17 protein-coding genes are annotated in these 23,846 nt (G+C 61.5%); 5 read left to right on the forward strand and 12 right to left on the reverse strand.

The annotated features are described in order from the left end of the window. Positions 1 to 20: 20 nt before the first annotated feature. Positions 21 to 1,433 carry an amino acid permease gene (locus tag ASE80_RS10545; protein ID WP_056858857.1) on the reverse strand — a complete coding sequence of 471 codons (1,413 nt, stop codon included), beginning with the start codon at positions 1,431 to 1,433 and terminating at the stop codon, positions 21 to 23. A gap of 382 nt (positions 1,434 to 1,815) precedes the next feature. Here ASE80_RS10545 and ASE80_RS10550 point away from each other — a divergent pair, with 382 nt between their 5' ends. Next, entirely contained in the window at positions 1,816 to 4,911 is a 3,096-nt protein-coding gene (locus ASE80_RS10550; protein WP_056858858.1) for a transglycosylase domain-containing protein, read from the forward strand. A gap of 226 nt (positions 4,912 to 5,137) precedes the next feature. On the opposite strand, the gene ASE80_RS10555 is transcribed toward ASE80_RS10550, so the two are convergent. The 5 genes from ASE80_RS10555 to ASE80_RS10575 form a co-directional block, all read right to left on the reverse strand. Further along, complete coding sequence (locus ASE80_RS10555) at positions 5,138 to 5,620, reverse strand: CS1 type fimbrial major subunit (protein WP_056859195.1); 483 nt, start codon at positions 5,618 to 5,620, stop codon at positions 5,138 to 5,140. 5 nt (positions 5,621 to 5,625) lie between these two features. Beyond that, complete coding sequence (locus tag ASE80_RS10560; protein ID WP_056858859.1) at positions 5,626 to 6,384, reverse strand: hypothetical protein; 759 nt, start codon at positions 6,382 to 6,384, stop codon at positions 5,626 to 5,628. A 58-nt stretch (positions 6,385 to 6,442) separates the two neighbouring features. Further along, positions 6,443 to 7,678, reverse strand: coding sequence for a hypothetical protein (locus ASE80_RS10565; RefSeq protein ID WP_056858860.1), 1,236 nt, complete (start codon positions 7,676 to 7,678; stop codon positions 6,443 to 6,445). Positions 7,679 to 7,696: 18 nt separating this feature from the next. Next, positions 7,697 to 10,219, reverse strand: coding sequence for a TcfC E-set like domain-containing protein (locus ASE80_RS10570; RefSeq protein ID WP_056858861.1), 2,523 nt, complete (start codon positions 10,217 to 10,219; stop codon positions 7,697 to 7,699). A 115-nt stretch (positions 10,220 to 10,334) separates the two neighbouring features. Then, on the reverse strand, positions 10,335 to 10,832 hold the full coding sequence (locus tag ASE80_RS10575) for a CS1 type fimbrial major subunit (protein ID WP_056858862.1): 498 nt from the start codon (positions 10,830 to 10,832) through the stop codon (positions 10,335 to 10,337). Between the two features lie 497 nt (positions 10,833 to 11,329). On the opposite strand from ASE80_RS10575, the gene ASE80_RS10580 reads away from it, so the two are divergent. Together ASE80_RS10580 and ASE80_RS10585 are read left to right on the forward strand one after the other, a co-directional pair. Beyond that, entirely contained in the window at positions 11,330 to 11,839 is a 510-nt protein-coding gene (locus tag ASE80_RS10580) for a PadR family transcriptional regulator (protein WP_056858863.1), read from the forward strand. Next, positions 11,836 to 12,603 carry a siderophore-interacting protein gene (locus ASE80_RS10585; RefSeq protein WP_056858864.1) on the forward strand — a complete coding sequence of 256 codons (768 nt, stop codon included), beginning with the start codon at positions 11,836 to 11,838 and terminating at the stop codon, positions 12,601 to 12,603. Before ASE80_RS10580 ends, ASE80_RS10585 begins: the two co-directional genes overlap by 4 nt. A 57-nt stretch (positions 12,604 to 12,660) precedes the next feature. On the opposite strand, the gene ASE80_RS10590 is transcribed toward ASE80_RS10585, so the two are convergent. Then, positions 12,661 to 13,284, reverse strand: a complete 624-nt coding sequence (locus tag ASE80_RS10590; protein WP_056858865.1) for a Pr6Pr family membrane protein — start codon at positions 13,282 to 13,284, stop codon at positions 12,661 to 12,663. A 4-nt stretch (positions 13,285 to 13,288) separates the two neighbouring features. Further along, complete coding sequence (locus ASE80_RS10595) at positions 13,289 to 13,522, reverse strand: VF530 family DNA-binding protein (protein WP_010212838.1); 234 nt, start codon at positions 13,520 to 13,522, stop codon at positions 13,289 to 13,291. A gap of 204 nt (positions 13,523 to 13,726) precedes the next feature. Here ASE80_RS10595 and ASE80_RS10600 point away from each other — a divergent pair, with 204 nt between their 5' ends. After that, the gene (locus ASE80_RS10600; protein WP_056858866.1) at positions 13,727 to 15,745 is read left to right on the forward strand and encodes a TonB-dependent receptor; all 2,019 of its coding nucleotides are present in this window, start codon (positions 13,727 to 13,729) and stop codon (positions 15,743 to 15,745) included. A gap of 469 nt (positions 15,746 to 16,214) precedes the next feature. Next, entirely contained in the window at positions 16,215 to 18,632 is a 2,418-nt protein-coding gene (locus ASE80_RS10605) for a glucose/quinate/shikimate family membrane-bound PQQ-dependent dehydrogenase (RefSeq protein ID WP_056858867.1), read from the forward strand. Between the two features lie 171 nt (positions 18,633 to 18,803). On the opposite strand, the gene ASE80_RS10610 is transcribed toward ASE80_RS10605, so the two are convergent. From ASE80_RS10610 to ASE80_RS10625, 4 genes are all read right to left on the reverse strand, one after another. Next, positions 18,804 to 21,140 carry a putative bifunctional diguanylate cyclase/phosphodiesterase gene (locus ASE80_RS10610; protein WP_056858868.1) on the reverse strand — a complete coding sequence of 779 codons (2,337 nt, stop codon included), beginning with the start codon at positions 21,138 to 21,140 and terminating at the stop codon, positions 18,804 to 18,806. Between the two features lie 263 nt (positions 21,141 to 21,403). Beyond that, a complete protein-coding gene (locus ASE80_RS10615) occupies positions 21,404 to 22,579 on the reverse strand; it encodes an ABC transporter substrate-binding protein (protein WP_056858869.1) in 1,176 nt (391 codons plus the stop codon). Then, positions 22,576 to 23,550, reverse strand: coding sequence for a CobW family GTP-binding protein (locus tag ASE80_RS10620; protein WP_056858870.1), 975 nt, complete (start codon positions 23,548 to 23,550; stop codon positions 22,576 to 22,578). Before ASE80_RS10620 ends, ASE80_RS10615 begins: the two co-directional genes overlap by 4 nt. Further along, on the reverse strand, positions 23,547 to 23,843 hold the full coding sequence (locus ASE80_RS10625; RefSeq protein WP_056858871.1) for a hypothetical protein: 297 nt from the start codon (positions 23,841 to 23,843) through the stop codon (positions 23,547 to 23,549). Before ASE80_RS10625 ends, ASE80_RS10620 begins: the two co-directional genes overlap by 4 nt. Between the last annotated feature and the right edge of the window lie 3 nt (positions 23,844 to 23,846).

Raw genomic sequence — 23,846 nt, forward strand, 5'->3', positions numbered from 1 at the left:
TTTTGTTGTGCGCCAGGCCGTCAGGCTACGGAGCGTGCCGCAGCATGGGTCGGCTGCAACTTGAACACGTAATACAGTACCGTCAACAGCACCAGGAACGCAGGCCCTACATACAGCGCCACCCGCGTATCCGGGAAGTACGCCATCAGGCCAACCACCAGCAGCAGGAACGCCAGCGCCAGGTAGGAACTGACCGGGTACAGCCACATGCGGTACTTGAGGCTCGCCGCTTCGGCCGGGCTCAGGCCCTTACGGAACTTGAGCTGGGCGAGCAGGATCATCAGCCAGGTCCAGATCGCGCCGAAGGTGGCGATGGAGGTCACCCATACGAACACCTGGTCAGGTACCAGGTAGTTGAGCAACACGCCCAGCAGCAGGGCAAAGATCGACAGCAGCAGCGCCTTGCGCGGTACGCCATTGCTGGAGGTAGTGCCGAAAGCCGCCGGCGCCTGGCCGTTCTGCGCCAGGCTGTAGAGCATGCGCCCGGTGCTGAAGATACCGCCGTTGCAGGACGACAGCGCGGCGGTGATCACCACGAAATTGATGATGCCGGCGGCGGTCTTGATGCCCAAACGTTCAAAGGTCATCACGAACGGGCTGCCCTGGGTGCCGATCTCATTCCAGGGGTAGATCGACAGGATCACGAACAGCGCGCCGACGTAGAACAGCAGAATGCGCCAGAACACCGAGCCGATGGCGCTGGGGATGGTCTTCTGCGGGTTACGTGCTTCACCGGCGGTGAGGCCGATCATCTCGACGCCCAGGTAGGCGAACATCACCATCTGCAAGGACATCAACACGCCCTGCACGCCGTTGGGCATAAAGCCGCCGTGAGCCCACAGGTTGGAAATACCCAAGGCCACGCCGTCATTGCCGAAGCCGAATGCAATGATGCCGACGCCACCGATCACCATCGCAATAATCGTGACGATCTTGATCAGCGCGAACCAGAATTCGAACTCACCGAAGGCTTTGACGGCGATCAGGTTGATCGTGCCCATGCTGATCAGCGCCGCCAGGGCCCAGATCCAGCGCGGTGTGTCGGGGAACCAGACGCCCATGTACACCGCCACCGCGGTGATCTCCGCGACACAGGTCACCAGCCACAGGAACCAATAGTTCCAGCCGGTAAGAAAGCCCGCCAATGGGCCGAGGTAATCCTGGGCATAACGGCTGAACGAGCCGGCCACCGGGTTGTGCACGGCCATCTCACCGAGGGCTCGCATGATCACCAGAATGGCCAGGCCACCGATGATGTACGAGAGCATGATCGCCGGGCCGGCCATCTCGATGGCCTTGGCCGAGCCGAGGAACAGGCCCACACCGATGCAGGCGCCGAGGGCCATCAGACGGATATGCCGTTCACCCAGTTCACGTTTGAGCGGGCCGCCTTGAGCGGTCTCGCCAGGGGGCAGTGGTTTGCCGACAGGCATAGGGAAACAACCTCATTTTGTTATTGGTTTGTCCGTCGAGTTTCCAGGGTGCAGGCCGGTAAGCCTGTGCCCTTGTCGAAACCGGGGCCGCCTCATGGACGGGCCCTTCTTGCCGGGCAAGATCAGCGGGACGTGCAGTATAAAAAGCCGAGAGCAGGGTCTTTCACTATAAAAACCATACAATTCAGTGAAAGACCCGGCTAAAAACCCACTTTACAGGAGCATCTTACCTGCGTTGAGCGACAAAACGTCGCAACCCACCCTGCATTCACACAGCCTCCAAGAAGATTCCCACCCCCCCATCACAATTCCCTCACAGCTGTCGCCCAGCGACTAAGCTTCAAGCAAGTCCGATCAATCTGCATGCAGGGATCAATCGACTATGGGCGCACTGTGGCAAACCGAATCGACCAAGGCTGCGAAACTACAAGGCAGTTCGGACCCAGCGCCTTTACCCAAAAATAAACCCAGGCCCCGTTACATACGTCGCCTGTTCTGGCTGATTGTGTTGATGGTGCTGGTCACTCTGGGGTTCGCTGCCGCCAAAGAGATACGCACCTCCGCCCTGCAGGCGCGGCAGTTGAGCCGCCTGGCCCACGACCTCACCTACCGGCTGGAACCCGGCCCCAGCCAGGCGATGGTTTACCCCGGCGCCGGCCCGTTCGACCGCCGCTTGGGCTACAGCGACCTCGGCACCTTTTTGCCGCGCCTGCTCAAGCGTGGTTACGTGATCCAGTCCCAGGTGCAGTTTTCGCCAGCGCTGATGAGCTACGCCGGCCAGGGTCTTTTCGTGCCCTACCCAGAGAAAATCCAGGCCGGGCTTTCCATCACTGACTGCCGTGCCTTGCCCCTGTATCAGTTCGAATACCCGCAGCAACTGTACTCAAGTTTTGCCGCCATCCCGCCGCTGGTGGTCAACAGCCTGTTGTTCATCGAGAACCGTGACCTGCTCGACCCCGCCCAGCCCCAGGCCAACCCGGCGGTGGACTGGCCGCGCTTTGCCATGGCGGCCTGGTCACAAGTCGCGAAGGTAATGCACCTGCCCGGCCAGAGTGCCGGTGGCAGTACCCTGGCCACTCAGCTGGAAAAATACCGGCATTCTCCCGACGGCCTGACCTTGTCCGGCAGTGAAAAATTACGCCAGATGCTGTCCGCAGGAGTGCGCGCCTACCAGACCGGGCCAGACACCCTCGTGGCACGCCAGAACATCGTGCGCGACTACCTCAACAGCGTGCCGCTGTCCGCCGTGCCGGGGCATGGCGAAGTGCATGGCATGGCCGAAGGCTTGCGCGTGTGGTACGGCGCCGACTTCAAGCAGGTGAACCTGGCCTTGAGCAGCACCGAAAATGATGCGGCCCAGGTGGCGCAACGTGGCCTGGCTTTGCGCCAGGTGCTGTCGTTGATGATCGCCCAGCGCCGGCCGTCTCATTACCTGGCCAACGGCCGCGAAGAACTGGCGCAACTCACCGACAGCCACCTGCGCCTGCTGGCGCAGAACGCCGTGATCGACGCGCCGTTGCTCAAGGCCGCCCTGGCGTCCCACGTCACTTACCGTGACTGGCAGCAACAGCCGACCGTGCAGCCCATCGACACCAACAAGGGCATCAGCGTTGCGCGCAGCCGCCTCGCCGCCCTGCTCAACCGGCCGCTGTACGACCTCGACCGCCTGGACCTGGCCGCCACCAGCACCCTGCAAGCCGAGCTGCAAAGCCAGGCCACCGACTACCTCAAGCAACTGGCCGACCCGGCCTTCGCCGGCAAAATGGGCCTGCTCGGCGAGCGCCTGCTCACACCCGCCAGCACGCCCCAGGTGCGCTACAGCTTCACCCTGTTCGAACTGACCCGGGACGGCTCGCGGGTGCGCGTGCAAACCGACAACACCGACCAACCTTTCGACATCAATGAGGGCAGCAAGCTGGAGCTGGGGTCCACGGCCAAGCTGCGGGTGCTTACCACCTACCTGCAAATCATCAGCGAGCTGCATGATCGCTACGCCGCACAAACGCCCGCCGCGTTGAAAAAAACCGAAATCGCCGAGCAGGACCGTATCAGCCGTTGGGCGGTTGATTACCTGCTCCAGAACCCCGACAAGTCCCTGGCCAACATGCTCGATGCCGCCCTTGATCGGACTTACTCGGCCAACCCCAACGAAGGTTTTTTCACCGGCGGCGGCCTGCACCACTTCCACAATTTCCGTAACCAGGACAATGGCCGCAGCCCGTCGCTGCGAGACGCCTTGCGCGAGTCGATCAACCTGCCGTTCATTCGGTTGATGCGCGACCTGGAGCGCTACGTCACCTACGCGGGCCCCAACAACAGTGCGCAATTGCTCAAGGATGATGACGACCCACGGCGTCAGGAATACCTGGCCCAATTCGCGGATCGCGAAGGCACCACCTTCCTGCTCAAGTTCTGGAAGAAGTACCAGAAAAAAGACACCCAGGCGCGCCTCGAGACCTTTCTTGACGGGCTGCACCCCACCGCGATTCGCATGGCGGCCGTGCACCGCTACCTGTTTCCCGAGGCTGACCAGGACACCTTCAATCGCTTCGTGCGCTCACACCTGGTGAATGCCAAAACCAGCGACAAACTCACCGACGAACGCCTGCAGCGCCTGTACATCGACTACGGCCCAGGCCGTTATGATTTGCCTGACCAGGGCTACATTGCCAAGGTCCACCCGCTGGACCTGTGGCTGCTCGGTTACCTGCTCAACCACCCTGACGCGACCTTCAGCGAAGTGGTCAAGGCCGGCCAGTTCGAACGCCAGGAGGTCTACAGCTGGCTGTTCAAGAGCCGCCATCAAAGTGCGCGTGACAGCCGCATCCGCACCATGCTGGAGGTCGAGGCGTTCCTGGATATTCACCAGCGCTGGCAGGCGGTGGGTTACCCGTTCGACCACCTGGTGCCGTCGCTGGCCACCGCGATTGGCAGCTCGGGCGATCGCCCCGCCGCGCTCGCCGAACTGATGGGCATCATCCTCAACGACGGCGTACGCGGCAAAGTACTGCGCATCGACAGCCTGCACTTTGGCGCCGATACGCCTTACGAAACCCGCGTGGTCAACACGCCCGATGCGGGCAAACGGGTGATGCCGTCCGAGGTCGCTACCGCGTTGCGCGGCGCGTTATCGCAAGTGGTGGACGCGGGCACGGCCAAGCGTGTTTCCGGCAGTTTCGTGCAGGCCGACGGCACGCCGATGGCCATGGGCGGCAAGACCGGCACCGGCGACAACCGCATCGAAGCGATGGGCGCCGGCGGCCGGGTGATCAGTTCCAAAGCGATCAACCGCACCGCCACGTTCGTGTTCTACATCGGCGAGCGCTACTTCGGCACCCTCACCGCCTTTGTGCCAGGCAGTTCGGCGCAAAACTTCACGTTCACCTCGGCACTGCCGGTGCAGGTGCTCAAAGGCATGGCGCCGATTTTGACCCCGTACTTGCAAGGCAGCGGCACCCTGCTGTGCCACGGGGCATGACCGAAGCGCCTGGGGTGAAATGTGTGGGAGCTGGCTTGCCTGCGATGGCGGTGGTGAATTCACTATTGCTATCGCAGGCAAGCCAGCTCCCACATTTAATTTTTAGCGCTGGCAACACTGATCCCCTGTGGGAGCTATCGAGCTTCAGCGAGGCTGCGAAAGCACTGGGTCAGGCACCTTGTAGTTCCCCTGTGCCGCCGATTTCGCGGACGGCAAAGGGCATGCCTCAAGGCGCCGGAAAGTCAAACAGCAGGTGCACCGTGCCGTAATACTCGCCGCCCTTATAGCCGTCTTCCGGTTCAACGGCGGTGATTTCCAGCTCAGCGCGACGGCCCGAGCGGGCTTCATCGGCGCTGATCACCAGGGTTGAATCAAGGGTCAGCGGCACTCGGTTGAACAGCACCTGCAAATCGATGCGGTTGCGGCCACTTAACAGGTAGGGCGTGTCGCCCAGGCGCGCCGCCACGCCGCCATTAATGTTTTTCACATCGAAGTTCTTGCGCAGGCGGCCCAGCCGGGCAGTCGCCAGGTCCCAGGCCAGCACTTGGTCGTGGCCCATCCAATCAGGTTCGGAGGGCAGCACATAGGCTTCATGGATCGGGATGCTGACCGACACATCAAAGCTTTGGCGTTCCTGGAACGCCTGCGCGCGATCGCCAACCAGCACAGGCGCCATCAGTACCGCCAGTACCGTCAGTTGCTTGAACATAGTCATCACCCGTTACTGTTGACCGTCATCGGTTTTTTGCTACGGCCCTCGATCATCTGGAAGCTGAATTGGCGTTCGGGCTTTTTCTCGAACACCAGTTGGCGACCGGGCAGGATGTGGTGCTTGGTGGTGGCTTCACAGTCGGTTTTTTTCGCCACTGCGCAGTCGCGGAACTCATCGAGCACCACCACGCTGTTGCCCGCGTTGCGCAGGGTGTATTGGCTGGCGGTCTCGTTGATCTGCGTGTCGAAGCGGGTGTCTTGCGGACGCACGAAAAACACCGTGCCGTAGCCGGCCATGACGTTGACCCCGGCCGCCAGTGCGTCCTTGTACTCGGCACGTTCCTGATCGGTGACGGCAAAGTCATCTTCCTTTTCCGGCACCACCGGAATGAAACGCACGCGGAAATAGCGCTCGCGGTCGCGCTGGCCCATATACAGCAAGCGCGTGCCCTGGCGCCCGCCGGCCGGCACGATCAGGCGTGCGGGGCTGGCCATCAGGCCGTCACGGTTGGTGGTGCTGCCCTTGGCGTCGGTCATCGACGCAACGGGCACTTCCCTGGAGGTGCCGTCGGGGTTGTAGACGATCTCCAACACGTTGACCTTGATGAACGCGGTGCTGGTGCCGCCGTTGTACACGCGCTTGAGGTAGGAACTGCGATCGCCTTCGAGGTAGTCGTAGACCACGCCGACATTGATCGCCGGCCCCGCATAAACCGTCAACGACACCAGCCACAGCCCCACCGATAACACTGCATGTTTCATGTTTGATTACGCCTTGATAATTGAACGTCGCCCACTGTTCGTGAGCGGCGGATGCCACCTAGACTTCCGAATCCCAGATCACCGTGACCAGGCCCGAATAAGTGCTGCCCGGCTGCTCGAGCATGCTTTTCACATCCTCTCGCTCGACCTCAAAGTGCAGGGTGCCGGGGCGGTTATTCACGTAGTGCCGGGCCTGGAACAGCTCGGTGCCCGAGCCGTCCAGCCGCAGGGGCAACTTGTTTACCGCCTGGCCGTATTGGTCGTTCAAACCAAAAGGCAGGCTGACGGCCATCTGCAACGGCACCTCATCCCCCGCGCCATTGCGCAAGCCGCAGGTGTTGCCAATCGCCAGACCACATTCGAGCTTCATCTTGAAACGCCCACTGGCGAAGATGTTGAAGGTCTGGTCGCGGAACAAACGTGAAGGCTGGCGCCCACGATTGAGCCAGGCCTGCCAGCCGCCTTCGGGCAATAGCTCGACACGGTTGCCGCCGGGTGGGAGGGTCACCGTGAGGATATGTTCGACCGTCAGGGTGAAATTGAACGTAAGGGCGTTATCGACGGGAATCATCGCGTCGCCGAAATCAATGTCGCCGCTCGGCCCCATGCTGTAGGTAATGCTGCCCTCATACACACCGGCGTCCATACCCAAGGGGTTCGGGGTCTTGAGTTCATAGCCATACTCAAGGGTGGAGTAGCTCATCCACTCAATGTCGTAACCATTGGTCACGCTGCAGGCCCCGGCATTTTCCGGCACGATCCAGAAGAACAACGCATAGGATCTCGACGCCGCCAGGTAATTGATCGGCATACAGGGTGCAGGCGCCCCATACCAGTAGCGATCCCACGGAGCGTCCCTGGTCCCCCAGGCCGAAACCGCTGGAAGATTCCATCGACCACCAATCCCCGCTATACGCATCTGCACCGTTTCTACTCGGCCGGTATCCCTGTGGGTCACTTGCAGGTCGCGAAACGCCGAAGGCACCTTGAAATAAGCACTCTTGCGCGGGTCGTCGGGGTAGGCCGCAATCGGACCGTTCGAAAAGGCCCTGAAACTGCTGTTACGGATGCTGAAGGTATTGACCGCCTCGCATTTGGCCGGCACATGCCACGGGCACAAACCACTTTGCGGCGTGGTGTTCTTGAACGTGTTGCTCATCGGGTTTGTAGGGTCGGGGCGAAACACCGCGGTGATCTCCTCGACGAATGCGTGCGCCGACAGGCTCATGCCGCCCAGCGCCAGTGCCAATGCACACAGCCCCAAGCCTTTTACAGTTGCGTTAATCAAGGTCATACAATCCTGTCCATGCCATCAACCAGCGGTTTGGGGGGTGTGGACCGCTTCTGCGAGCGTGTCCTTGGTGCAGCGCAAATCGCCGATCATCAGCACATCGCTTTCGCTTGGCGCATTGGCCGGGTCCAGACGGAACTGGCAGAGCAACTGGTTCTGGTAGCGCACTTGCAAGGTGGGTGAGCTGGCGCTCATTTCCATCGAGAAGAACCCGTCCACTTCGCTGACCCCGCGGCTGGCGTGGTTGATCACGTGATGGCCCCTAAGCGGCGCGCCGTGTTCGTCCAGCAGGCGGCCGAGCACGCTGACGGTTTTCATCACAGTGATTTTTTGGTAGTCGACGCCGCCCTTGTTCAGGTGATAACTGGCGCGGGTCGGTTGAATACTCGCCGCAGGCGGGTGATTGCCTTCGAAGTCGAAGCTCACGCTGCTGCTCTTGTAAGCCGAAACCGGCACGTAGTTGCGCCCCGGCCGCAGGAGCGCTCCGCCGCCACCGAGGTCGTCGGCGCGCAGGGCGATCTCGTCGAGGTCGGTTTCCACGTCGATGATCATGCCCGCCCCGTTGCCCTGATACTGGCTGCTCAGCAGCATCTGGCCGGCGCCGGCAACGAAGGTGCTGTTGAGGTTCAAGCCGCCGCTCAGGTCGCCATTGAACGAACTGCGCTGTACAAAGCCGTCACCGCTGACCGCCGCCGTATTGAAGCTGGCCATGCCCGACAGGCCGACGCCATAGGTGTCGGTGATCGCCGTGGCCGAGACGCTTTGCAGCAAGTGGTCGGTGAGGTCCTGGCGCAACGTGACCGAGGCGTTGTTGTCACGCCCGCCATCCCGGGCAGTACGGGTGCCGATGCTGCCGGAAATCTGCCGGCCTTCGGTGCCCAGGTTGACGCTGACGCTCACGTCCACGCCGCGGTTGCGCGCGTCATTGGTGCCGGCGCTGCCGGGCCGGTCGAACACCGAGAAGCGCCAGTTGGCATCACTGCCGAACAGGTTGTCGTGACGGCTCCAACCCAGGTCAATGCCGGCGCCCTCCACATTGCCTTCGCTGTGGGACAGGCGCATGTTCAGGGTGTTTTTCGCATCCAGCCGGTGGTTGACCGACAACGCCGTGTTGCTGGCCTCGCCGACGAAGGTGTTACGCCGCAGGCGTGTGCCGTCAGGCAGGGTCTCGTAAGTGTCGCGGGTATCCAGCCAACTGCGGTTATGGCTGAACACCAGGTTGGTCGCCCCCAAGGTATACACCCCTTGCAGGTCCATGCCGGTGCCGTGTTCCTGGGTCTGGTAGAGGTTGGCGTACACGCTGGTGTTGTTGGCCACCGTCCAGTCCGCCGAGCCGCCATATTGGAGTTGTTCGCGGACCTGACGGGCCGACAGGCCGAGGATCACCCGAGGGTGCACCAGGTAGTTGAGCGACGCACCAGCGGTCATCGCGCCGGAGGCTTGTTCGTCCCAGTTGCTGAACAACCTGGTTTCGCGCCCGGCGAACAGGTTATAGCGCCAACGGTCTTCGGCGTTGCGCCAGTTGCTGGGTTTGTAGACCAGCTCCTGGGTGGTGCTGGTGGTGAGGCCGTCTTCCACCAGGCGCACTTCCACTTCATAAATACCGCCGGGCAAGGGCCGGGTGTCGAGGGTTTGCAGGCCGGCGGAAACCGCCTGGGTATTGATCAACAGGCCGTTGCGGTAAATCTCCACCGCCGCCTGGCGGTTGGCGGTGACATAGATCGGGTACACGCTGGGCTTGGCGTTATTGATGGCCAGGCTGTCGGAGCTGCCATACATCAGGCCCAACGCAGTGTCGGGGCTGGCGCCGAAGCTGCGCAACTGGCGGGTCAGGCCATCGGAATTGGGGGTGAAGTGGCCCAGGCGGAAAAACTGCCCTTCGAGTTCTCGCTGGGTGTACAGCTCGTGGATCGCATGGCGCATGGGCTCGTCATCGCCGCTCTGGCGCGCCAGCTGCAGGTTGAACACCTGGCTCCAATTGCCCAGGCTGGAGCTGGCTTGCAAGCCGTAGCGTCCGCCGAGGCTGTCCGCCTGGCCGCCGTTGAGGTTGAGCTGGTTGTTGATGATCAGCCCCAGGCTGCCGCCATTCGGCTGCTCATAGAAGCGTGGGATGTCGCTGCTCAGTTCGGCGTTTTGCGTGAGGATCGACAACTGAGAGCTTTCCAGGTTGTAGAACACCGAGAGCATTTTTTCCGGGCAGGACTGGGTACACGCGCCCAACGCCACACCTTTTTCCAGCAGCGCTTGCCAGGTATCACGGGTGGCGGCCGGGACTTTGCTGTCGCCGGTGTCAGTAAACTCCAGCAAGGTGACGCGGTCATCACGGGACAAGACGATGAGGGCCTCGCCGAGCAATTGTTGGTCAAGGTCTACGCGCACCGCCAATGGCACATCGAAAAAATGATCAGTAAACCCGGCGGGCAAGCCTTGCGCCTGGTTAATCAGACTGCCCGGGGTTGAAGCGCCCAGGGAGGCAGGCGCAGCCAGGGCACTCGTACACATCGACAGCGCAAGCGCAGCCGCGATAGGCGTCATCGGGAACATGAACGGAACACTCTGAATGCCAAAAAACGGAGAAGGAAAACCAGGCCGGCAGACCGAGGAGGGAAATCAGCCGACCTGAAAGCAAACGCCCGGGGTTATCGGGTATTTTTTGGCATCAAAGCGTTGGCAGTACGGCGTCGAATACCACCGGCATTACGGCGGTGTAGGAACCGCGCTGGGTCGCGGAAGGCTTGGCCGCGCTGATGCGCATCTCGGCGCCGATACCTGGGGTGGAGTCGGCTTCGTTGACCACTTCCTGCGGTGCGCCGGTGAGTGTCACGCCATTGAGGGTGGTGGTCAGCGCGATGTTCTGCGCAGCATCACCGTTGAACAGTACGGCCGGGCCGCCTTCGATGTAGGCGTGGACCGAGCCGTTGGTGTTCTTGATGTCGTAGATGGCACTCAGGGGCGCCAGCTCACCGCTGACCAGGTTGTAGCTCATGGTTTCGTCACGGCCCCAGTTCGGGTCACGCGGCTGGGCGTGGAACACGGTGGTCGGGATGTTTGCCTTGAGGTTGACGGTATGGCTGGCTTCGCCGGCAGCAAAAGCTGCAACCGAGGAAGACAGCGCCAGAACAGCCAGGGGAACGGCAACAGCAAACTTCTTGAACATGGCATTTACCTGTAGTTAGCAACATTGATTGATTCATTGCCGAGTAAATACTCGACAACGAAAGCGCGCAGTAAGCGGGTTGAGCCAACCACGCCAAACAATGATCAACTTAACTAAACAACCGGTATGCAGGCTGCTTCGCATAGCGTCGTAGCCACAGGAAGCAAGGGTCGCGGGAAAAAGATGGCATTTTGCCAAAACTTTAAAAGTTACCGTAAGAATAGGACTACGTGATTAAAAATCCAACTAATGAATGGGCCGTAAGAATCAGACTACACGAAGTTATACCACCGGAAAATCAAGGCACACACGGCAAAACCGAGTAGTTAACCTAATTAAAGTTATAACTCTAAACTTATTAATCGTCTATACAACCTATCCGATTTTGGGCAACACCTTCTTCGCATACGGGCGAGGTTTGACCGTTGGTCGCCGCGTGCTTTCGTCGTCTTAAGATATATCTTAAGTTATATCTAAATGTGAAAGAGGATAGAAAAATGCGACACGAGCATCGCAGCGAATTTGAAAAACGCGGTGGCCGCGGCCCTCGGGTATTTGCCCCTGGCGACCTGAAGCTGCTGCTGCCGGCCTTGATCGCCGAGCAGCCCTGCCATGGCTATGACCTGATCCGCCAGATCGAAAGCCTGTTCGACGGCGCCTACAGCCCCAGCCCCGGTGTGATCTACCCCACGCTGACCTTTCTGGAAGAAAGCGAGTTGATCAGCGGCGACGCCGAGAGTGGAAAAAAACGCTACACAATCACCGACGCCGGTCGTCTCTTCTTAAGCGAGCAAGCCGTTGCCCTGGAAGGCGTGCGCATGCGCATTGATGTCAGCAAGCGCTCGCTGCGTGGCCATGACCGCCCACCGCAAATCCACGAAGCGGTGCATAACCTGCGCCACGCCTTGCATTCGCACCACGGGCGCTGGAGCCCGGAAGAAATCGTTCGTGTCGCGGCGCTGCTCAACGGCACCGCGCAAGCCATTGCCGACGGGAAAAACCAATGAATACTCAAGCTATCCATCGCGTTACCCACGAAATCAAACGCCGCCGCCTCGAAGTACTGCGGGTGGTCGACATCACCCCACGCATGCGCCGCGTCACCTTGGGCGGGCCGGAACTGGCAGGTTTTATCAGCCTGGGCAGTGACGACCACATCAAGCTGCTGTTCCCGCAGAACGCCGCCGAGCAGGCTGCGCTGGAAAGCCCGACGTTCAACATCAAGGGCGACGGCCCGCAACCGGCCATGCGCGACTACACGCCACGGCGCTACGACCCGAGTATCGGCGAGCTGGATATCGACTTCGTGCTGCACGGCGATGGCCCTGCCTCTACCTGGGCCGAACAGGTGCAAGTCGGCCAGCACCTGTACATCGGCGGGCCGCGCGGCTCGATGATCGTGCCGGACATCTTCGACAGCTACTTGTTGATCGGTGATGAAACCGCGATCCCGGCCATCGCCCGTCGCCTGGAAGAATTGCCGGCCGGGCGCAAGGTGTTGGCGGTGATTGAAATCGCCAATAACGCCGAACGGCAGCCACTGAACAGCGCCGCCGATGTAGAGGTGATTTGGGTGGTGCGCGGCCAGGACGACCTGCTTGAGACAGTGCGCAGCCTGAGCCTGCCGGGCGGCTCACTGTTCAGCTTTGTCGCGACGGAAACCAAGCTGTCGCGCCAGGTACGCCGCGTGTTGCTGGACACGCACCAGGTCAATGAGGCGTTCCTCAAGGCCGTGGGTTACTGGCGTGCCGAGGGCAGCGAAGAAGAATAAAGCCCTCAAGCCCACTGAAGATCCAATGTGGGAGCAGGCAAGCCAGCTCCCACATTTTTACGCTGCCCGTTTAAGAACTTTGTCCAACCCCACCACCGCCAACGCAATCAGCACAAACCCCGCCAAAATCCCTCCGGCATTCACGAACACCTGTGGATAACCGAGGCTGTCCACATCGATGAATGGGTACTGATACTGCCCCAGCAGATGCCCGCGCAGCAGCACATAGCCGAAGTACACCAACGGGTAGATCACCCAACCGCCAATGTGTTTCAAGCGCAACGTGCCCTTGGGCACACACCGCCACCAATAAATCACAAACAGCACCGGCAGCACGTCGTGCAGCAACTCGTCGGCGATAAATTGAAAGCCGGTGGGGCTCCACAAATGCCGTAGCAACAGGTTGTAGGCCAGGCTCACCACGACGATGCTCGTAGCAATAGCGCTGCTGACGGTGGGCGCCAGGAAGAAGCGCTTGGCCGCCGACTCGCGATTGACCAGCGCATAGCTCAACACCACGACCACCAGCGTGTTGGTCAGCACCGTGAAGAAACTGAAAAAGTTGATCAGCCCGCCCAACAGGCTCGCGCCGGCCTCCCAGCGTGAATGGAAAATCAGGTATTGCTGAATCGCCAGCCCTGTCCAGCCAGCCAGCGCCGCCGTGGCCACGTACCGCTTCATAGCCTCAATCCAGCGGACGTTTGGTACGCATCAGCTTGACGTACAAGCCTTCGACTTTCTCCCGCGCCCACGGTGTTTTGCGCAGGAAGGTCAGGCTCGACTTGATGCTGGGGTCGCTCTTGAAACAGCGCACATCTATGCGTTCGGCCAGACCGCTCCATTCGTAGTGCTCCACCAACGTGGTGAGCACGTGCTGCAGGGTCACGCCGTGAAGTGGGTCGTTGCTTGTCGCGGTCATGCCAGGCCTTTTGCAAAATGAGGAAACACAGCCGCGCACCTTAGCCGACAGGGCGTAGCGGTGGAAGCACTGCATTGAATATAGCCCCTGGGAAAAAGTTCCCCTTTTCAGGCAAAAAAGAGATGTTATATTGTAACGATACTTATCAAAGCCGATACCGTTTTAAGCCTTCTCTTTTCTGTGCCTTTTACCAAGGAATGTTTGATGTCCCTCTCCTCTCTGTGGCGCTTGACCCCGCTTGCCGCCGCCCTGTTGATCGGCTCCGAAGCCCACGCCCTGGAACTGCAACCCCAAGTCATCACCGGCAACCCCTTGGGCAGCGAACAACTCGCCTCGCCCACCACGGTGCTCGAAGGCGACGACCTGACCCTGCAGCAAAAAGGCAGCCTCGGCGAAACCCTGAACAAGCAGCCGGGCGTGTCGTCGTCGTACTTCGGCCCAGGCGCCAGCCGCCCGATCATTCGTGGCCAGGATGGCGACCGTATTCGCATCCTGCGTAACGGCGTGGGCGCGCTGGATGCCTCGTCGCTGTCCTATGACCACGCCGTGCCACTGGACCCGATCAACGTCGACCGCATCGAAATCGTACGTGGCCCGGCGGCGCTGTTGTACGGCGGCAGCGCCATCGGCGGCGTGGTCAACACCTTCGACAACCGCATTCCCACCGAGGCGATTGAAGGCATCCACGGTGCCGGTGAACTGCGTTACGGCGGCGCCGACACCACCCGCAGCAGCGCGGGCAAACTGGAAGCCGGCAACGGCACCTTTGCCTTGCACCTGGACGCCAATGCGCGGGAATTCAACGACCTCAAAATCCCCGGCCAGGCCCGCAGCCGCCACGCTCCGGAAACCGAAGACGGCCCCGGCAAAAATGGCCGGCTGGGCAACAGCGACGGGCGCCAGGATGGCGGCGCGGTCGGCGGTTCCTACACCTGGGACGACGGTTATGCAGGGCTTTCCTACAGCAACTACGACAGCAACTACGGCTCACCCGCCGAGCAAGACGTGCGCATCCGCATGAAGCAGGATCACTACGCCTTTGCGTCCGAGACCCGCAACCTGCAAGGCCCGTTTACCTCGGTGAAACTTGACGCGGGCTACACCGATTACGAGCACCGTGAAATCGAAGGCGGCGAAACCGGCACGATCTTCAAGAACAAGGGCTATGAAGCCCGCGTTGAAGCGCGCCACCAGCCGCTCGGCCCGTTCGAGGGCGTGGTCGGCGCCCAAGTGACGCGCAATGAGTTCTCGGCACTGGGCGAGGAAGCCTTTGTGCCGCAGACCGACACCAACGCCGGCGCGCTGTTTATCCTCGAAGAGATGCAGGCCACCGAGCGCCTCAAGCTCAGCCTGGGCGGGCGCGTGGAACACACCAATGTCGACCCGAATGCCAAGGGCAATACGCGCTTTGCCGGTGCCGATAAATCCAATGACTTTACCGCCGGCAGCCTGTCGTCCGGCGCGGTGTACAGCCTCACACCCGTGTGGTCGCTGGCCGCGACACTGGGCTACACCGAGCGCGCGCCAACCTTCTACGAGCTGTATGCCAACGGCGCCCACGTCGCCACCGGCACTTACGAGCTGGGTGATGCCAACCTGAAAAAAGAGAAAGCCGTGTCCAGCGACCTGGCGCTGCGCTTTGACAATGGCACGCACAAGGGCAGCTTTGGCGTGTTCTATAGTCGCTTCTCCAACTACATCGGCTTGCTGGGCACTGGCCGCACGCTGAACGATGAAGGTGAAGAAGACGCGGGCGGTATCCCGCAATACAAATACTCCGGCGTGCGTGCACGTTTCGCCGGCTTCGAAGCCCAGGATCACTGGAAACTCGGCGAAAGCGCCTACGGTAAGTTCGCCCTGGAGCTGTCGGGCGATTACACACGCGCCACCAACCTGGACACGGGCGAAGCCTTGCCACGTATTGCGCCGCTGCGCCTGAACAGCGGCTTGCTGTGGGAGCTGGACCGCTGGCAGGCGCGGATCGACGTGGAACACGCTGCGGGCCAAGGGCGTGTGCCGGATAACGAAAGCGGCACCGACGGCTACACCACCTTGGGCGCCAGCGCCGGTTACCACTTCAATGTGGGTGGCAGCCAGTGGCTGGCGTTCGTCAATGGCGAAAACCTCACCAACCAGACCGTGCGTTATGCCAGCTCGATCCTGCGCGATATCGCCCCGGCACCTGGGCGCAGCGTGCAATTCGGCGTGCGCACTACCTTCTAGAAAGCAGCGCAACTCCTCTGTGTGAGCCGGTTTCTGTGGGAGCTGGCTTGCCTGCGATGGCATCAACGCTGTGTACCTGATGTACCGAGGTGTCTGCATCGCAGGCAAGCCAGCTCCCACAGACCCTAGGCTTTACAGGCATTCCTGCAGCGACGTTCTGTCACTGTTACCAGATCTGAAATGATGCATCTCTCTAATTACGCTTTCTCAAAACGAGAAGGCGCTTTATCCTTGCCGCAACAAACTGAAACGTTTCACGCCTGCGGTCGATCCCATCTTGCCAAATGTTCCCTGCCTTGAAGACAGCGCTGTCTTAAACCGACCCGCGCGTGGGATTCAATCGCCCGCCTGTGGATAAATGACTTATCCCCAGAAAAACCCAAATTAACGCTGAACCTAGCCCGCGCCGAATCGTCATCTACAGTGAAGCACGGGGTTACATAATTCCAACGTCACGGAGAAACACACTATGAGCACTGATGGTGCTTCAAGCCCAAGCCGCCTATTGCCCAGGCTGCTAGGCGTCTTGCTGCTGATCATGGGGCTGGCCTTGCTGGCCGGCGGCGTCAAGCTGAGCATGCTCGGCGGGTCGCTGTACTACCTGCTGGCCGGTATCGGCATCGCCCTCACCGGCGTGTTGCTGCTGGCTAACCGCCGCGCAGCGCTGGGCCTGTACGCGCTGGTGCTGTTCGCCAGTACCGTGTGGGCACTGTGGGAAGTCGGCCTGGACTGGTGGCAATTGGTGCCGCGCCTGGCCCTGCTGTTCGCCTTGGGCATTGTCTTGTTGCTGCCGTGGTTTCGCCGTCCGTTGCTGCGTGGTCAACCCGCGCCACTGGGCACTGGTGCGCTGAGCGTAGCCGTGGTGCTGGCCGGTGCTGCCGCCCTGGCCAGCCAATTCACCAACCCCGGTGAGATGGTCAGGACCGGCCAACTGGACCGCGACGCCGCGCCTGGCATGGCCAGCGCTGCACCGGCCCAGGCCGATGGCGACTGGAATTCCTATGGCCGCTCGGCCTTCGGTGATCGTTACTCGCCACTGGCGCAGATCACCCCGGAAAACGCCCACAAGCTGGTGCCGGCGTGGACCTTCCGTACCGGTGACATCCCAGGCCCTGGCGATCCCGGTGAAACCACCGCAGAAAACACCCCGCTGAAAGTCAACGGCATGCTCTACGTGTGCACGCCGCACAGCCAGGTGATTGCGCTGGACCCGGACACCGGCAAGGAAATCTGGCGTTTCGACCCGAAGATCAGCAGCCAGGGTGCCGCGAACTTCAAGGGTTGGGCGCACATGACCTGCCGTGGCGTGTCGTATCACGATGACGCCGTCTACGCTTCCGAACAAAGCCCGACCGGCAGCGCCAGCACTGCACCCGTCAGCGCCGTCTGCCCGAAACGCATTTTCGTACCGACAGCCGACACCCGTCTGATCGCCCTGAACGCCGACACCGGCAAGATGTGCGAAGACTTCGGTGACAAAGGCCAGGTCGACCTGCGTGCCAACATCGGCAGCTTCGCCCCCGGCGGTTACTACTCCACCTCGCCACCGGCCGTGACCAGGAACCTGGTCGTGATCGGCGGTCACGTGACCGACAACGTCTCCACCGACGAGCCTAGCGGCGTGATCCGTGCGTTCGACGTGCACACCGGCAAACTGGTATGGAACTGGGACAGCGGCAACCCGGACGACACCACCCCGTTGGCCGAGGGCAAGACTTACACCCGCAACTCGCCGAACATGTGGTCCATGTTCAGTGTCGACGAAAAACTCGGCATGCTCTACCTGCCGATGGGCAACCAGATGCCTGACCAATACGGCGGCGACCGTACCGAAGACTCGGAAAAATACAGCGCCGGCCTGACCGCTCTGGATATCGACAGCGGCCACGTGAAATGGACCTTCCAGTTCACCCACCATGACCTGTGGGACATGGACGTGGGCGGCCAGCCTTCGCTGATCGACATCAAGACCGCTGACGGCGTCAAGCCAGCAGTCATGGCCTCGACCAAACAAGGCAGCATCTACGTGCTGGACCGCAGCAACGGCAAGCCGGTGGTACCGATCAACGAAATCCCTGTACCGCAAGGCGCAGTGGCCGGTGATCACACCTCGCCGACCCAGCCGAAGTCCGACCTCAATTTCATGCCGCCGCCGTTGAAAGAACGCGACATGTGGGGCGTGACGCCGTTTGACCAGATGCTGTGCCGTATCGATTTCAAATCCATGCGCTACGACGGCCCATTCACCCCGCCATCGCTGCAAGGCTCGATCGTTTACCCGGGCAACTTCGGCGTGTTCGACTGGGGCGGCATCTCGGTTGATCCGGTGCGTCAGATTGCTTTCGTGAACCCGAGCTACATGGCGTTCAAATCGAAACTGATCCCGGCGGCCGACATTGCCAAGCAAGGCCCACGCGTCAGCGAAACCGAAGGCGTGCAGCCAAACAAAGGCGCGCCGTACGGCGTGATCCTCGAAGCACTGCTGTCGCCTTTGGGCCTGCCGTGCCAGGCGCCAGCGTGGGGTTATGTGGCGGCGGTCGACCTGACCAACCACCAGACCATCTGGATGCACAAGAACGGCACCGTGCGCGACAGCTCGCCGGTTCCGATCCCGCTGACCATGGGCGTGCCTAGCCTGGGCGGTACGTTCACCACCGCCGGTGGCGTCGCGTTCCTCAGCGGCACCCTCGACCAGTACCTGCGTGCCTATGACGTTAAAAACGGCAAGCAACTGTGGGAAGGCCGCCTGCCAGCAGGCGCGCAGACCACTCCGATGACCTACACCGGCAAGAACGGCAAGCAATACGTGCTGGTCATGGCCGGCGGTCACGGCTCGCTGGGCACCAAGCAGGGTGACTATGTGATGGCGTTCAAACTGCCGGATTAAGCTGAACCGGCGGTAAAACAAAGGCGGCTACCTTCACGGGTAGCCGCCTTTTTTGTGCCCTGTGAGGCTCCAATGTGGGAGCTGGCTTGCCTGCGAATGCGGTCTTTCGGTTAATGCATCAGGTGACTGACACACCGCTATCGCAGGCAAGCCAGCTCCCACATGAATGCCTCATAGCACCACCCGCTCGCGGCGCATCCACCTCTCAAACGCCATGGCATTCAACGGCCGACTGATCAAGTACCCCTGCGCCGTGTCGCACTTCCACAGCCTGAGCAACTTGAGGCTGGGCTCGAATTCCACGCCTTCAGCCACCACCTTGAGCCCCAGGTTATGGCTCATTTCGATGGTCGAACGCACGATCACGCCGTCGCCACTGGCGCTGTCGAGGTTGCGAATAAACGACTGGTCGATCTTCAATTCCTGCACCGGCAAACGCTGCAATTGCGCCAGCGATGAATAGCCGGTGCCAAAGTCATCCACCGACAGGCTGATGCCGCAGCCACGCAGTTGTTCCAGCACACTGAGGGCCTGTTGCGGGTTATGCATGATCGCGCTTTCGGTGATCTCGAAAATCAACTGCTCAGCCGCCACGTCGTATTGCATCAACAAGGCCGTGACGCGAACGGCCAAGTCATCATCGGCCAGGTCGTCCACCGAAATATTCACCGAAAGCTGAATAGGCAAACCGCGCTGCGACCACTCGGCCATCTGGCGGATCGCTTCCTCAATCGCCCACAGGGTCAGGCTGCCCATGCTGCCGGTGCGCTCGGCCAAAGGAATGAATTCGGCGGGCGAGACCTGTCCCAGGGTCGGGTGCTGCCAGCGCAACAAGGCCTCAGCCTGGCGCACATGGCCGTGCTTGAGGTCGAGCTTGGGCTGGTAACACAGGAACAATTCGCCCTCGACCACCGCCCGGCGCAGGTCGCGGATCAGGGTGATCTGGCGCTGGTGTGCAAGGTCGCGGTCTTGCTGGTAGATCTGCAAATGCCCCGGCAGGCTCGCCGCATCATGCCGGGCAATGGCCGCGCGGCTGATCAACTCTTCGACCTGCTGGCCGTCGGCGGGGTACGCGGCAATGCCGATGCTGACTTCATGGCGCACCTCGTCGTTGCCGATGCGCTGGGGTTCGGTGAGCAGCCCGTAAAGGCGGTCGGCGCGGGCAACGGCGCGGTCGATCTCGGTGTTTTCCAGCAACAGCAAAAACTCACTGCCGGCGATGCGCGCCGCGGTGTCGCTGGCCAACAGGCTCAGGGACAGGCAGCGGCTGGCCTCACGCAGCATTGCTTCGACGCCCTGAGGGCCGAAGCCTTCGTTGATCACCCGGTAGTTTTCGATCCCCAGGTACAGCAGCACCACCGGCCGCCGCGCACTGATCGCACTGCCCAGGCGCTCCATGGCCAAGGCGCGGTTGGGCAAGCCGGTGAGCGGATCATGCAGGGCGTTATGCGCCAATTGCCGTTCGCGCACAGCGATGCCTCTTTGCATGGCGTTGAAGGCGCGGGCCAGCAAGCCGAATTCATCGTGGCTGCGCACCCGCACCGGCGTGCGGTAGTCACCGGCGCCAATACGTTCAGCGGCCTCCACCAGGGCAGTGAGCGGGCGCGACACACGCCGCGCCAGAAACAATGCGGCCACCAGCGACACCAGCAGCACCGCCAGGGCGATGCCGAGGAACTGCCGGTCCAGCGGCGCAAAGGATTCCAGCGCATGATCCAGCGGGCTTTGCAGCAACACGCGCACTTGATCGCCATCGCCGGTGTTGGCCAGCGGCAACACCTGGCTCAGTACACGTTGCCCGTGGAACCCATTGATCTGCGCCTCAGGGTTGGGGTGGCTGTCGCGCATCAGGCTGATGACGGTGTCTTGATAGGCCTCAGGCTGAGTGCTGAACAACTGGCCGGCGCGGCCGTCCTGCTCACTGAGGAACGACACTTCAAGGTTGCTCATGGAACGCAGTTCATTGGCGAACAGCTTGTCCATGGGGAAGCCCATGACCACGCGGGCGATAGGCTGCGGGTCGAGCACCTCGTCCTGCACCAGCAAATAGGGCTGGCCGTCCATGGCGACGATGAGCATTTGCTGGCCACTGCGCCGCGCATGACCCAGGGCCTGTGCATAAGGAAACTCCGCGCCCTGTACCAATACCGGCAAGGTGCTGACCATCACCTTGCCATCCAGGCCGAGCACAAACACCTCGGTGGAGTGGATACCGGTGCCATGCCGGCGCAACGCAGCCAGGATCGAATCGGCCTTGGCGTCGATCACCGCTTGCTTGAAAGGACCGTCCACGGTCAGCCAGTCCAACCCGTATTGCAGGCGGCGCCCGCGCAGGTCCAACAGGCGTTCAAAGACTTGGATGCCCGTGCTGAGCTGAACCTGGGCCTGGTTTTCCACGGCGCGGGTGGTGGCAACCTTGACCGCAAAGTAAGTGGCCGCCACCACCACCAGCAACAACAGCGCCAGCACCCCGGCGATACGGGTCTGGAACGTGTGGCGCCACCGCATGGCCGACCCCTGCGGCTGCGTTCGCCTCTCTGTGCCGCTGGGTCCCTTGGTCATACGCATCCCTGGCGAAGCTGATCTGACGTCAAAAAAACATCCATTTAAATTGAATAGTTGTTTTAAGCAGATTAGCTGGGACTTGGGATAAGTACACCCAATTGGGACGGGGACTTTAACGCCATTTTATTGGCGGAACAGGCGCGTCAAGCGTGGGACGCGGAGCGTCCGAGGCTGCATTCCCACGCGGAGCGTGGGAACGATCCGGCTTAAACGCTGCGGGCGCGCATAAAGTCGCCCCAGCGGCGCACCAGGTAGTTGTGCTCATCCATCACCGAGTTCCACACCGCGATATGCCCCATGCGTTGCTCGTAGGAGCCGCCATCACGCACCTCACCGATGTCGATCAACGGCAACCCGTCACTGCCAAGCAACTCCTCGCGGGCCGGCAGGCCGGCGTACCAGTAATCCCACTCGGCACTGCTCAAATGGTCGCGGGTGCGCGCCGGGTTGCCGATGTAGTAACCCTGGCGGGCCATCATCGCGCCCGGCCAGCCGGACAACCACCAATTGAGATAGGCATACGCCGCATCCAGCACCGGGCCCTGGGCATGACGCGACAACGACAAGCCGCCAAACCAGGCGCGATAGCCTTCACGCGGCACCGCCAAGCGGTACTTCACACCCGCACGGTGCAGGCGCATCAAGGTCGGCGACCACAGGCTCTGGATATCGATGCTCGGGCTGAGCATCAACTGCGCGGCTTCTTCATCATCGGACCAGAACGCGGCGAAGTGCCCTTCCTTCTGCTTGCGCACCAGGATGTCGGCCAGCACATCGATCTCTTCGATGCTCATGTTGCCGATGTCCTTGAACCGCGCCAGCCCCGCGCCCTGCACGGCCAGCGCCGCATCCAGCGCGCCAATCGCCGCGTCACTTTGCAACGCGGTACGCGCGCGCCAGGCCGGGTCGAGCAGCCAGCCCCAGCTTTCATTGCCGTGGCTGAAGCCGTCGGGCAAACGCTCGGGACGGTAGGCAAAACTGTCGGCATTGTGGGTCAGCGGCAGCATGCTGATGCGCTCGGTCACTGTGCTGCCGAGGCTGCCGTCGTGCTGCACGAACAGGCGCTCACTGGGCACGCTGCCGCTGCCCAGGCGGTCGCTGGCCGACAGCCGGCCGCGCTTGGGCAGGTCATTGATCTCATGCCACAACGCAATACGCCGTGTGTCGATGGGCTGGATCGCCCGCGCCGGCCACACGAAGTCGACGTTGTGGAACCACTGGTCGTACAGGTCGTAACTTTCGGGTTGCATCACCGCAATGCGCTGGGCCTGCGCCACATCATGTACCTGGTACACCAGGCGGATGCCCAGCTCCTGTTCGGCGCGCACGCGCAGGCATTCCAGCAAGGTCACGGAAGTACCAAGGACACGCAGTGTGATCATCCCGCAAACCGCCGCGAGAACACCTCAAACGAGCGTCGCAACAGCGCCGGGTCGAGGCCACGCAGGATAAACACCAGGCGTGACTGGCGGTCGGTGCCTGGCCATGCAGGCAAATGCACCGGAGCATGCAGGCAATGCTGCACGCCATGAATGACGATAGGGGCCGAGCTGGCATTCACGTTGAGCAGTCCTTTGACGCGAAGGATTCGTTCGCCGTGGCATCTTAACAGCATCGACAACCACACCCCGAAGCCCACCCAATCCAGCGGCTGCTCGAACGTCAGGCAGCACACCTGGGCATCGCCGTGGCTTGCCGTGGTGGTGCGGTGCAGTTGCCAGCGGCTGACTTCCGCCGCGGGTTCGGCGCTGCGCAAACCTTCGCCGAGCAACAGTTGGTCGCCACTGTGAACCGCCTGGGTATCAAGGATCGGCGTACCGGCATTCAGCGCCTGCAAATGCGCACGGAGCGCGGTGCAATCGCCGGCCAGGTCGGTTTTGCTCAGCAGCAATCGATCCGCCGCCGCCACCTGGGCCAGCCATTCCGGGTGCAGGCGCTCCTGCAGTTCGGCGTGGCTGGCATCGACCAAGGTGATCACCAGGCCAATGTGAAAACGCCCACGCAGTTGCACGTCGTTGTTTAATGTCGCGAGGATCGGTGCCGGGTCGGCCAGGCCGGTGGTTTCCAGGATCACGCGTTTGAAGGCCGGGATCTCACCGCGCTCACGGCGTTGCAACAGGCCGAGCAGCGCGTCTTTCAATTCGCCGCGAATCGAGCAGCATACGCAGCCGCTGGGCAGCAGCACGGTGTCTGGCGCGACCTCTTCCACCAACAGATGGTCGATACCGATATCGCCGAACTCATTGATCAACAGCGCGGTATCACCGAGGCTTTCGCCTTGCAGCAAACGCTTGAGCAGCGTGGTTTTGCCACTGCCGAGGAAGCCGGTGATGACATTAAGGGCAAGGCTCATGACGACTCCAGATGATCGAGCACACGGGGGTCAAGCGGGTCCAACGGGCGACCTAGCATGCTCTCCGCCGCCTGCCAGAGTTGATCCAGGCCACTCGCCAGCGCCTGTTTGCCGGTAGCGCCCAACAACAGGTAGGACGCACCCTGGAAGTCTTCGACCTTGAGCCGGAACACCGCCAGCACCTGATTGATCGCCGCAATGCGGCGCAGGCGCTCGCGGCGCCTGGGCAGCTCATCGCCCAAGGGGTCGCTCCAGTGCAAGTCTTCACCGAGCAAGCCGCAGAGTCCGCACATGTT

The organism is Pseudomonas sp. Leaf15 (genome assembly GCF_001421425.1).
In the GTDB taxonomy this organism is placed as follows: domain Bacteria; phylum Pseudomonadota; class Gammaproteobacteria; order Pseudomonadales; family Pseudomonadaceae; genus Aquipseudomonas; species Aquipseudomonas salomonii.